8 protein-coding genes are annotated in these 12,397 nt (G+C 38.0%); all 8 read left to right on the top strand.

Translation table 11 applies throughout. The features are described 5' to 3' along the window. Positions 1–33: 33 nt before the first annotated feature. The 8 genes from EHQ59_RS02790 (at position 34) to EHQ59_RS02755 (ending at position 12,396) form a co-directional block, all read left to right on the top strand. A complete protein-coding gene (locus EHQ59_RS02790; RefSeq protein ID WP_135617627.1) occupies positions 34–1,203 on the top strand; it encodes an ABC transporter substrate-binding protein in 1,170 nt (389 codons plus the stop codon). A gap of 35 nt (positions 1,204–1,238) precedes the next feature. Next, entirely contained in the window at positions 1,239–2,264 is a 1,026-nt protein-coding gene (locus EHQ59_RS02785; protein WP_135617626.1) for an ABC transporter ATP-binding protein, read from the top strand. 10 nt (positions 2,265–2,274) lie between these two features. Then, positions 2,275–3,192: an ABC transporter permease gene (locus EHQ59_RS02780; protein WP_135617625.1), complete on the top strand. Its 918-nt coding sequence runs from the start codon at positions 2,275–2,277 to the stop codon at positions 3,190–3,192. After that, a complete protein-coding gene (locus tag EHQ59_RS02775) occupies positions 3,182–3,985 on the top strand; it encodes an ABC transporter permease (protein ID WP_135617624.1) in 804 nt (267 codons plus the stop codon). The genes EHQ59_RS02780 and EHQ59_RS02775 overlap by 11 nt, the downstream gene beginning before the upstream one ends. Before the next feature lie 132 nt (positions 3,986–4,117). Beyond that, positions 4,118–4,549: a universal stress protein gene (locus EHQ59_RS02770; protein WP_135617623.1), complete on the top strand. Its 432-nt coding sequence runs from the start codon at positions 4,118–4,120 to the stop codon at positions 4,547–4,549. Positions 4,550–4,651: 102 nt separating this feature from the next. Continuing rightward, positions 4,652–5,911 carry an AfsA-related hotdog domain-containing protein gene (locus tag EHQ59_RS02765; RefSeq protein ID WP_135617622.1) on the top strand — a complete coding sequence of 420 codons (1,260 nt, stop codon included), beginning with the start codon at positions 4,652–4,654 and terminating at the stop codon, positions 5,909–5,911. After that, on the top strand, positions 5,908–6,672 hold the full coding sequence (locus tag EHQ59_RS02760; RefSeq protein WP_135617621.1) for an SDR family NAD(P)-dependent oxidoreductase: 765 nt from the start codon (positions 5,908–5,910) through the stop codon (positions 6,670–6,672). The genes EHQ59_RS02765 and EHQ59_RS02760 overlap by 4 nt, the downstream gene beginning before the upstream one ends. A 9-nt stretch (positions 6,673–6,681) precedes the next feature. Then, on the top strand, positions 6,682–12,396 hold the full coding sequence (locus EHQ59_RS02755; protein WP_135617620.1) for a protein kinase domain-containing protein: 5,715 nt from the start codon (positions 6,682–6,684) through the stop codon (positions 12,394–12,396). Position 12,397: the final 1 nt, after the last annotated feature.

The following is a 12,397-nucleotide window of genomic DNA, read 5'->3' as shown; positions in this document are numbered from 1 at the left end:
CTGACATAAGTAAAACCAGGAGCACATAGGTTTATGAAATTCGATTCATACAAACGAGTGGTTTTTTTTACGGCAGTACTTTCGATCGCTTTTGCGGTAGCCTGCGGTAAAAAAGAAACAAAGGTTTCAGAAATTGGACAAGGCGAGGGGGAAGTATCCATCGTTGCTTGGCCAGGTTACATTGAACGTGGTGAAACAGACAAAGGTTATGACTGGGTCACTGAATTTGAAAAAAATACAGGCTGTAAAGTAAATGTAAAAACTGCTGCTACATCTGATGAGATGGTAGCACTTATGAATGAAGGTGGCTTTGACCTCGTCACTGCATCTGGAGATGCCTCCCTTCGTTTGGTTGCTGGTGGAAAAGTCCAAGAGATCAATACTGACCTCATCCCAAGTTGGAAAAACGTAGACTCTCGTTTGCAAAATGCTCCATGGCATACTGTAGATGGCAAACATTACGGAGTACCTTACCAATGGGGACCAAACGTACTTATGTACAATACAAAAGTTTTCAAAAAAGCTCCAACGAGTTGGAATGTTGTGTTTGAAGAACAAGTCCTTCCTGATGGAAAATCAAACAAAGGAAGAGTACAAGCATTCGACGGACCAATTTACATTGCCGATGCTGCTCTTTATTTAAAAGTCGCAAAACCTGAGTTAGGAATCCAAGACCCATACGAATTGGATGAAAAACAATACACTGCTGTGATTGAGTTATTAAAAAAACAAAGACAACTCGTTCCAAAATACTGGCATGATGCAATGGTCCAAGTGGATGATTTCAAAAAAGAAGGTTTAGTTGCTTCTTCTACATGGCCATTCCAAGTAAACTTACTTGTGAGTGAAAAACAACCTGTTGCTTCGATTGTCCCTGTGGAAGGTGCAACTGGTTGGGCAGATAGTACAATGTTACACAAAGATTCTAAACACGTGAATTGTGCTTACAAATGGATGGAACACTCTCTTGCACCAAAAGTACAAGGAGATTTAGCATCTTGGTTTGGATCAGTTCCTTCTGTTCCTGCTGCATGTAAAGGCAATGCACTTCTTGGAGACACTGGTTGTGCCGTAAACGGTTTCAATAACTTTGAAAAAATCTCTTTCTGGAGAACTCCAAAAGAAGATTGTTCCGGTGGAAGAAAATGTGTGCCTTATAAAAAATGGGCTGAAGATTATATTTCCATTATTGGAAGTAAATAAAATCCTAACATCATAAGAGTTCTAAAGGAGATGGAATGAGCCAAGTTTACGATGTTGAGTTTCAAAATGTAACCAGGAAATTCGACCAATTTATAGCGGTGGATGATGTCTCCTTTGGGATCAAAAAAGGTGAGTTCTTTTCGATGTTAGGCCCTTCTGGGTCTGGTAAAACAACCTGTCTCCGTATGGTGGCAGGTTTTCAAGATACAAGTTCAGGAAGGGTTCTTTTGGAAGGAGTTGATGTCACAGGCATTCCTCCTTACAAAAGAAATGTAAATACCGTTTTCCAAGACTATGCGTTATTCCCACATATGTCGGTTGCCGAAAACGTGGGTTATGGATTAAAAATCAAAAAACTTCCAAGTTCTGAAATCGCAAAACGTGTTTCGGAAATGCTTTCCATGGTTCGTCTTCCCGATGTTGGGAAAAGAAAACCATCCGAACTTTCGGGTGGGCAAAGGCAAAGGATTGCACTTGCCAGAGCTCTCATCAATCGACCCGGCGTACTTCTGTTAGATGAACCACTGGGTGCGCTTGATTTAAAGTTACGGGAAGAGATGCAACTCGAACTAAAAGCCATCCAAAAAGAAGTAGGGATTACATTTATTTTTGTGACACATGACCAGGAAGAAGCTCTGTCAATGTCTGATCGCATTGCAGTCTTTAATAAAGGTAAGGTGGAGCAAATTGCAACACCAGAAGAATTGTACAACCGTCCTAAAACAGAATTTGTTGCTAATTTTGTGGGAACATCTAATATTTTATCAGTAGAAGAGACAAAACGTCTCACGGGCCATGATGGAAAATTGATGGTTCGACCAGAACGAGTCCATGTATTTGCCAATGCAAAAGAAGACAGTCACTCCACTGGATATCGCACTTTCAAAGCCATTTTAAAAAGCCAAGTGTATTCAGGTGCCACATCTAAAATGCATTTTGAAACCCCGAGTGGATCTCGGATTATTGCATCCACACAAAATCTAAAAATTTCTGCGGATCATATTGCGGTTGGGTCTGAGGTTCTTGTCGGTTGGAAAGATTCCGACATGCACTTGTTATAAGGGAATCACAATGACCAATACCTTTGATAAGTTTTTTACCTTTTTGTTTTACAGAAAGAGTTTAGCTCTCTTTCTGTTACTTGCACCACTTCTCATTTGGCTTGGAGTTGTGTATCTTGGATCTTTGTTTACTCTTCTCATTCAAAGTTTTTTTTCGATCGATTCCTTTTCCGGAGTGATCAAAAAAGAATTCACTTTAGAATCCTATTATGATTTATTACGCCAAAGTACCAATTGGGATATCATCATCCGAACAACGACAATGGCATTCACAGTCACTTTCGTCAGTGCCATCATTGCATTCCCAATTGCTTACTTTATGGCCATGAATGCAGGTCCAAAACTCAAACCCATTTTGTATTTAGGTGTGATGTTACCTTTGTGGTCGAGTTATCTAGTTAAGGTATATTCCTGGAAACTCATTATGGCAAAGGAAGGAATCCTCACTTGGTTTCTGGAACGTTTAGGACTCATGCACGTGTTAGATGCTGTTTTGGCCCTTCCCGTGATCGGTGGTAGTTCATTGTCCTTTTCTTATATTGGAATGTTTTTGGTGTTTGTTTACATCTGGCTTCCTTATATGATTTTGCCCATCCAAGCTTCTTTGGAACGAATTCCAAAATCTTTACTGGAAGCATCTTCTGATTTGGGAGGAGGGCCGGCTCAAACCTTTCGCAAAGTCATTTTGCCATTGGCCTTCCCTGGAGTCGTTGCTGGATCTATTTTTACGTTTTCCTTAACTCTTGGAGATTATATCATTCCAACGATCATTGGAAATTCCAGTTACTTCATCGGCATGGCTGTTTATACTCACCAAGGAACGGCAGGGAACATTCCGCTAGCGGCAGCATTTTCTGTGGTTCCCATCGTGATCATGATGGTGTATCTATCGATTGCAAAACGATTAGGAGCATTCGATGCGCTCTAAATGGAACTTAGGATCGATTGGTTTAAAAACCGCAACACTACTCGGTTTTTTATTCATTCATATTCCCATTCTCATCATCATCATGTATGCATTTTCGACTGATGAAAAAACGTTTCAATTCCCACTGCCAGGGTTCACAACGAAGTGGTTTGGTGTCGCCTGGGAAAGAAATGATATTTGGGAAGCCATCATCTTGTCTTCTCAAGTTGCTTTGATTTCTACAATGATTGCGATTTTCTTAGGGACACTCGCTTGTCTTGCGGTATATCGCAGTGAGTTTTTTGGAAAAGAGATCATTTCTTTCCTTGTGATATTGCCTATTGCCCTTCCCGGAATTGTAACAGGGATCTCACTCAGATCGGCCATGTCTCTTTTTGGAATTCCGTTTAGCACATGGACCATTGTCATTGCCCATGCTACCTTTTGTATCGTCACTGTTTACAATAATGTACTCGCAAGGTTACGAAGGAGTTCTCATTCCATGGTGGAAGCATCAATGGATTTGGGAGCAAACCCATGGCAAACCTTTCGATTTGTAATTCTGCCTAATATCGCCACAGCTTTGTTAGCTGGTGGTATGTTGTCTTTTGCTTTGTCTTTTGATGAAGTCATCGTAACAACATTTACAGCAGGCCAACAATCCACTGTTCCCATCTGGATGTTAACTGAATTCATTCGACCAAGGCAAAGACCAGTCACAAATGTTGTGGCAGTTTTTGTCATCTTGGTGACAACCATTCCGATCCTGGTCGCTTATTACCTCACGAAAGAAGATGATGGAAGAAAAAAATAAGGGATTTTGATTCTATCTGCCTTGGTTTTTGCAATAGACCAAGGTCCAATTGGGAATTGGATTTCGTTTCCTTTGATAATTGTCAAAGGAAATTCACTTCCCGATCTGCAAAGGACGTGGTAAGATAATAACATGGAAAAATTGATTCAAAAACTCATCATTCCCATTGATGGTTCCCCGAGTTCCGCGAAGGCCTTAGAATTTGGTTTGGCAATTGCCAAAGCAAGTAATGCAGTTTGTTATGTTGTCGAAGTGATTGAAGATTTTGGTCCTCTCCCTGGTTACTACGATGCAGCACCTCCAGGAAAAGACAGAGTGAAGTGGATCTCGGAACAAAGATTTGAAAAAATCCATCCGATTTTAGATGAGACTTCTGTGAAATGGAACCGAGTGGTTTTAGAAGGTTATCCCGCGGAAGAAATTTGTAAACTCGCTGAACGTGAAAAAGCAGATTTGATTGTGATAGGCAGTCGAGGTCATGGAATCTTAGGTCGTTTCATAATGGGTAGTGTTTCGGACAGAGTGGTGCATTATGCTCCTTGTTCCGTAACCGTTGTTAGATGAAATTGCCATAATTTTGTCAAATTAATGTTAAATTACTTGCCTTGAAAGGTACCCCGTTGGAATCTACGGACTAATCCTAGAGTAGATTCCTGGTTGTACCAAATGAAGGTTTCCGAAAAAGAAGAGATCCCCACAAGTTTACCCCTCGACAAACGTTTCACTAGGACCTATTACCAAGACGATAGTTTTGTCGCCAATATCAGAAGGGCTTTACCTCGGATGATATCCTATGAGGTATTCACCGGTTCTGTCCTTCCCAACCTAAACGAACGAGAAAAAGAGTTCCTACTTCCATACTACCGAGAGAGAACTGATGCCACAGGCAATTATTTCCAACTCAAAACCATTCCCTATCGGATTCGTAAGGAATCAGCAGAACGAATTTTAAATGAAGCGAATATTGATGAAGCTGGCAGAGATTTTTTAAGTCAGTTTTACCATTTTGATGAAGGGATCGAACAGTTTGTCCTCAATGACACTGTGACTGAGGCAGACGAAATCCGAATTTTGCAACTCATCAAACGTAGAGACTATTATATTGGTAACGTAGAAAAATCGATGATCTCAAACATCTTCGAACGTTTCCCTGAGATTCCTAAAAAAGATATTTTTTTTGCCAATCTTTATATTCCTCCTAATCACAAGTATTACTCACCTCCCAATTTAAAACATATCTCGGGGATGCAAATTGTAGAGGCTTCTCGCCAATTTGGTATCGCCTGTAACCATATGTATGGGAAAGTTCCCTTTGAAGATGTCACCTTTCTATTGTTATACTTGAATTCAGAGTTTTTGCAGTATGCAAAAATGAATATGCCCATCAAACTTCGAGCGAAAGCCAAAGAAGTGAAATTGAGTAAATCTGGGTATTGGAACTACTCCAAATTAGAGATCACTGCGTACCAAGAGAACCAAGAAATCACTCGTATCGAAATGGCAGCCAGCATTTTACCACTTAAAGTATACAAACGCTTAAAAAGTACGCAGGAAGAAGAATATGAAATTGATCCAAGATTTCGAATTTTGGACCGCTTCAAAAATAATATTTCGATTCGCGAAAATGGGAGAAACATTGTTTCAACCATCGAAAATATATCTAATTCTGGTTTCATGGTGCGTTCCTCTGGCACACATCCCGGTATTTTTTTTGCAGAGCAACAACTCGAATTTTTTATGCATTTTGATATTGTTGGTTTCGTACACGGAACTTGTACTTTATTATGGATAAAAGAAGACGATAATAATGAAGATACCTTTTTTGCTGGATTCAAATTCGATGAGATTTCGGAATTGGATAAAGCAAATGTAAAGGAAGCCATCAATCGGTACGGTAGATTGATCGAAGATAGGGAAATCCAATGAAAAATAAAAAAGTTGCATTAGTCACTGGAGGAACATCGGGATTAGGAAGATCGATTGTTTTAGAATTTGCAAACTCTGGTTATGTGGTTGGATTCTGTGGTCGTCGTAAACAAGAAGGGGAAGAAACCTTATCTCTTTTGAAAAAACAAGGTGGCGAAGGATTGTATTTTAAAACCGATGTCACACAATCGGAAGCAGTTCGTAATTTTGTTGAAGCCGTTGTAGACAAATATGGTCGAATTGATGTGGCAGTCAATAATGCCGGAATTTCCGGTGTGCTGAAAAACACGGCCGAATATCCATTAGATATTTTTGATTCTGTAATGGATGTAAATTTAAAAGGTACTTTTTTATCGATGCAATTTGAATTAAAACAATTTCTAAAACAAGGGAACGGCGGTGCCATCATCAATGTTTCTTCTGCTTTAGGACTAAGGGGAAAAGAAAAGGCGGGTCCTTATTCCATGACAAAACATGGAATCATTGGTCTTACCAAATCGGCAGCATTAGAATATGGTGCCAATGGAATCCGTGTCATTGCACTCTGCCCAGGTGGAATCCAAACCGACATGGACGATGTATTTTATGCAAATGTTCCAAATCCAGAAGAAGTAAAAAAGGAAAGAATGAAATCATATGCATTGGGAAGGATGGCAACTCCAGAAGAAGTTGCAAAAACCTGTGTTTGGTTATGTGGGGATGGTGCTGCCTTTATTACAGGTGCTGTGATTCCAGTTGATGGTGGAAAAACGGCTAAGTAAGGAATTCATTTGTTTACGATAGGAAAATTTAATGTTACGAAAGAACTTCATTTAGGTAAAAGAAGTTCTGTTTATATCGGAGCCGATGATAAACAAAATCCGATTGTCGTAAAGTTATTAAATCGAGATTATCCGGACAATCATGAGATTACCAGATTCAAAAACGAATACGAAATTCTTAAATCCTTAGATTCTGTTTATACACTCAAACCTATTAGCTTTGAATCTTATCAAAATACAGTCGCAATCATTTTTCCATATGTCAATTACACTGATCTCGCCAAACTTCAACTCAGTGGAAAGTATGGAAGTTTGCATGTATTTTTAAATATAGCGATCGAAATCTGTAAGGCACTTGTTGATATCCATAAAGCAAAAATTGTTCACAATGATATCAAAGCCCAAAATGTAATTTATCAACCTGAATCAGGAAATGTCAAAATCATAGACTTTGGTTCCGCTACACTTCTGACACATAGAAGTTTTTATCTTCCTCTCAATCAAAATCTAACAGGAACCTTGGCACATATCTCACCAGAACAAACTGGACGAATGAATCGTACTGTGGATTATCGTACCGATTTTTATTCGTTGGGTGTGACTCTTTACCAACTGATCACTGGCGAATTACCATTTTTATATACTGATAGTTTGGAGATGGTACATGCCCATTTAGCAAGAACTCCACTTTCTCCCAAAGAAAGAAGTAATGCTCCAAAGATTATATCTGATCTCATCATGAAGTTATTGGAAAAAAATCCAGAGGATCGTTACCAAACAGCATCTGGATTATTATCCGATCTTTCTACAATTCAATCTATTTTTTTGGAAAGTGGAAAAGAAGAATTGGATTCGTTCCAGATGGAACTTGCAAAAAATGATAAATCATCACGTTTCCAAATTCCTAAAAAGTTATATGGTAGAGAAACTCAATTAAAAACCTTTGAAGAAAAGTTTTTAAATGCAACAGAAGGTAGGATTGAAACGTTTTTGATTTCTGGTCGATCTGGGATTGGAAAGTCTGCCTTAATCAATGAAATTCAAAAACCTGTTACGATTGAGAGAGCCTATTTTACATCAGGGAAATACGATTTTTATAAAAAATCGATTCCTTACCGCGGAATCCATTTAGCATTACAAAGTTTGGTGAGACAACTTTTGTCTGAAAACGAAACTGCTGTGAAAGAATGGAAAAAAACCATCACAGATACATTAGGTGGGAATGCAAAGTTAATTGTAGATGTTGTTCCTGAGTTATCACAACTCCTTGGGGTAGTAACGGATCCTCCTGAGTTGGATACCCAGGAAACAGAAAATCGATTTCACATTGTATTTCGAAAATTTTTACGTACAGTTTGTACCAAAGAACATCCTGTGGTTATGTTTTTGGATGACTTACAATGGGCAGATTCCTCAAGCATTTTGCTATTAAAAGAAGTAATTACCGACCCTGAGATCTCTTATTTTTTTATCATCTTATCCTATCGAGACAATGAAGTTAATCCAACCGATCCATTTTTTCGATTATTGGAAGAGCTGAGAGATTCCAAAATTTCGATTACAGAAATTAAGTTAGAGCCACTGAAAGAACAAGATATTTCTCTTTTGGTTTCAGAAACATTGTCGTTGCCTGAATCGGAAATCTCTATCATCGCCGAAATCATTTGGAAAAAAACAAAAGGGAATCCTTTTCATGTCAACGAGATGTTCAAAAATCTCTATGAAAGGTCTTATATTCATTTTTCCGAAAATCGCTGGGTTTGGGACAAGGAAAAAATCAATACCGTAAACATTTCTGAAAATGTGATCGATTTGATTGTCGATAAAATCAATTCCTTACCTTCCAATCTAATTGAAACATTAAAGTTAACAGCCTGTATCGGAAACTGGTTTCGTCATGATATCTATGCAACCATTGCAGAACGACCGTTTCATTTGGCCTCTCTTGATTTAGTCGCTTTGGCCAATGAGGAGTTTTTGATTCTTGGTTTAGAAGATGCTAACTTCACCCACGATAAAATTCGAGAAGCGATTTATAAAATCATCTCTCCTGAAGAAAAATCTGAATTGCATTACAAAATTGGGAAAACCTATTTATCCATTCTTTATAAATACAAACTAGATGATCATTTGTTTACGATTGTGAACCAACTCAATTTGGGTTTTTCACAAATCAAAGTGGAACAAGAGTTGGTGCAACTCAGAACTTTAAATGAAAAAGCAGGTTTTAAGGCTTTAAACTCATCTGCTTATGATGCAGCCTTTAGTTTTTTTGAACGAATGATCGCATTAATGGAAGATTCTGAATGGAATACTCAGTATGAAAATACCTTACGTCTTCATTTAGCTCATGCGAGATCCGCATATTTGTCCAAAAATTTTGAAACAGCAGAGAAAAGTTTTAATTACATTCTAAAACATGCCAAAACAGATTTAGACAAAATTTTGGTTTATGAGTTACAATCTTCCATGTTAGTCACTCAAAACAAAATGAAAGAGGTATTGGTCACACTCAAACAGGCATTACGCCTCCTGGGTGTTAGGTTGCCAAAAAATGCATCTGCACTTTCTCCGTTACGCGAAATTTTAAAATTCAAACTAAAACTGGGTCGAAGATCTATTGATGAATTGGAACATTTACCAGTTTCCACTGATCCTAAATACTTAGCGATCATGCGACTGCTGAATGCTTGTGTGGCACCTTCCTTTTTGGCAGAACCTAATTTATTTCCAGTCATTGTTTTGAAAATGGTGAATTATAGTTTGGTTCATGGTTTGTGTGAACTCAGTGCCTTTGGTTTTTGTGCTATGGGAATCATCCAAGGTTCTGGTCTTGGGAATTACGAATTAGGTCTTAAATTTGGCCAGTTAGGTGTTAGACTCATTGATGTTTTGAGTGCAACTCCTTTTAAATGTAGAACTCTTTTTATGTTTGCCTGTATGATTTCTCCTTGGAAAAACCATGCCAAAGAGGGCAAAGGAATTTTTTGGGATAGTTTTTTGGCAGGAATGGAGACGGGTGATTTGCAATATGCTTCCTACTCCTTAAATAACATTCATTTCCAAGGATTATTGTACAGAGAAAATTTAGATGATTTGTACAAAAGCCAACTTCGTTATGATGCATCACTCTTGAGTTTACGCCAACACCACGCCTACCAAGTGCATCGATTGAATATGCAGATTGTAGAAAATATGCGAGGGGAATCAGCGGACGCTTTGAGTTTAAATGGAAGGTATTTTTCAGAATCAGAAATTGTGAAGGAGTGGGAAGTCACAGGGAACGCCAATGCACTTTTCGATTATTATTTATGCACAGTTCGTTTAGAATACTTTTTAGGTGATATTGAAAAAGCATTCGAAGCTTCTTTGAAGTTGGATTCTTTAGAAGGTGCTATGTTTGGGATGATGTTTGTACCTGAACATGTTTTTTTTGGTGCCTTAGTTGTGTATGAATTATTAACCAATTCCATCCAAACCAAAAACCACTCCAAAAAATTCTTAAAAAAACGCCTCATTACATTTGCAAATCGTTTGAAGGTTTGGGCAAAAAGTTCGCCTGAAAATTATGGTCACAAATTTGAGATTATCTCAGCAATTCTATTGTATCTTAAAAATCAAAAGTCGGAGGCGGTTGTCACTTGTAAGGCGGCCATCACGTCTGCTAGAGAATCAGGTTACATTTTAGAAGAAGCGATCGCCAATGAAATTTTGGTTCGAATGTGGAAAGAAACAGGTTTTGACCAATACAGTAACTTACACCTTGTCGAAGCACATTATCGTTATGGAAAGTATGGTTTTCTCTCGAAAGTAAAACAATTAGAAGCAAAACACATCTCACTTAAAAAATATATTGGTCGAAATTTTAGAACAGATTCAACTGATAACCTTTCTTTGTTTAGCACAACGAAGGATATCTTCGGTGATGTTGGTTCGACTTTAGATATCAATACAGTCATTAAAGCGTCTCAAACCATTTCAGGTGAAATCCAGCTGAATCGATTATTAGAAAAAATGATGAAAATCATTTTGGAAAATGCAGGTGCCGAAAGGGGATATTTCATTCTCAATTTAGAATCAAAATGGCAGGTCATCGCGGAATCCAATTTAGAAACGGAATCTGTTTCTGTTTATTCGGAATCTCCTTTTGAATTGGACTTTACGTTACCAGTAACATCCATCAACCAAAGAAATATTCCTTCACAAATCATTGGTTATGTGGTGCGAACAGGTGTGGTTGTCATCTGTGGGGATGCTGCAAAGGAAGGTGAGTTCAAAAATGATCCTTATGTAAAATCTTATTCTCCAAAGTCATTACTTTGTTATCCGATTTTTAGTCATGGAACGGTTGTTGGTATCGTTTATTTGGAGAACAACCTAACAACAGATGCCTTTACACCAGGCAGAGTTGAGATTTTGAAAATATTATCTTCACAAATCGCGGTTTCCATCGAAAATTCACTTTTATATAGTAATTTGGAACAAAAAGTAGATGAACGTACAAAGGAATTAAATTCCGCATTGACCGAAGTGAAGGGGCTTAAGGAACAACAAGATGGTGATTATTTTTTAGCTTCCCTACTCATTGAACCGCTAACCCAAAACCATGCCAATTCATCGAATATGAACATTCAGTTCCTTACGGAACAAAAAAAGAAATTCACTTACAAACATTGGAATTCGGAAATTGGTGGTGACTTATGTGTTTCTTCCTCCATTCAATTACAAAATAAAAAATACATAGTTGTGTTAAATGGTGATGCCATGGGGAAATCGATGCAAGGTGCAAGTGGTGCTCTTGTAATTGGTTCTGTGTTTGAAGCGATTATCAAACGGAATGGACAATCGGAAGAAGTGAGAGATATCACACCTGAAAAATGGGTGAGTAATGCTTATTCTGAATTGCATAATACTCTTGTTACCTTTGATGGTTCGATGTTAATTTCTATGTTTCTTTGTCTGATTGATGACGAAACTGGATTTTTTTATTTTTTAAATGCAGAACACCCAAGGCCTGTGATTTACCGAAATGGGAAAACATTCTTTTTGCCACATAACTATGTCTGTGCGAAACTAGGACTACTTGCATCTAAAAAGAATTTACAAATCAATACCTTCCAAATGGAAAAGGGTGATGTACTTCTTATTGGATCGGATGGACGTGATGATATATTAATTGGATCCGAAGAAGATATGGAAGTGAACGAAGACGATGAATTGTTTTTGAAGACTACATTGGAAGGGATGGGAGATCTCAATTTAGTTCGGGATGCAATCAAAAGGTATGGAGATCTTATCGATGATCTTTCTTTGATTCGTGTGGAGTATACAGGTGATGGCTCCGAAATTGTCATTCCTAAGTCCCATCCCAAACATATTGTGTATTTACGAGCGCTCACTTTATACAAACAAAAACAATGGTCCGAACTAGAAAAAATGATTTCTTCTCATTTCCCGGATATCACTCTTGCTCCTTTGTCTTTTCAAAAAATATATTTATATACCGAACACCGAGTCTCCGCTTTTCCACTTCAATTTGCCGTTTCCTATGTGCAAAAAAATCCATCCGATAGTTTAACCTTATTTTATATCGCGGAAGCCTTGTTTACCAATGGTGATTATAGCGCTGCTTTTGATTATTCCGAACGAGTCAAGTTGAGACGTCCATACCACAAGGAAAACAACCGATTATTTGCTCGACTCACAGAACTTCGGCGTAAATAAA

It is taken from the genome of Leptospira kemamanensis (assembly GCF_004769665.1).
Lineage (GTDB): Bacteria > Spirochaetota > Leptospiria > Leptospirales > Leptospiraceae > Leptospira_A > Leptospira_A kemamanensis.
This window is presented reverse-complemented; position numbering and strand designations above follow the sequence as displayed.

What these genes read in the sequence shown, in the direction of transcription:
- EHQ59_RS02775 (WP_135617624.1), top strand. Translation starts at nt 3,182, where the DNA reads ATGCGCTCTAAATGGAACTTAGGATCGATTGGTTTAAAAACCGCAACA.
- EHQ59_RS02760 (WP_135617621.1), top strand. Translation starts at nt 5,908, where the DNA reads ATGAAAAATAAAAAAGTTGCATTAGTCACTGGAGGAACATCGGGATTA.
- EHQ59_RS02780 (WP_135617625.1), top strand. Translation starts at nt 2,275, where the DNA reads ATGACCAATACCTTTGATAAGTTTTTTACCTTTTTGTTTTACAGAAAG.
- EHQ59_RS02790 (WP_135617627.1), top strand. Translation starts at nt 34, where the DNA reads ATGAAATTCGATTCATACAAACGAGTGGTTTTTTTTACGGCAGTACTT.
- EHQ59_RS02765 (WP_135617622.1), top strand. Translation starts at nt 4,652, where the DNA reads ATGAAGGTTTCCGAAAAAGAAGAGATCCCCACAAGTTTACCCCTCGAC.
- EHQ59_RS02785 (WP_135617626.1), top strand. Translation starts at nt 1,239, where the DNA reads ATGAGCCAAGTTTACGATGTTGAGTTTCAAAATGTAACCAGGAAATTC.
- EHQ59_RS02770 (WP_135617623.1), top strand. Translation starts at nt 4,118, where the DNA reads ATGGAAAAATTGATTCAAAAACTCATCATTCCCATTGATGGTTCCCCG.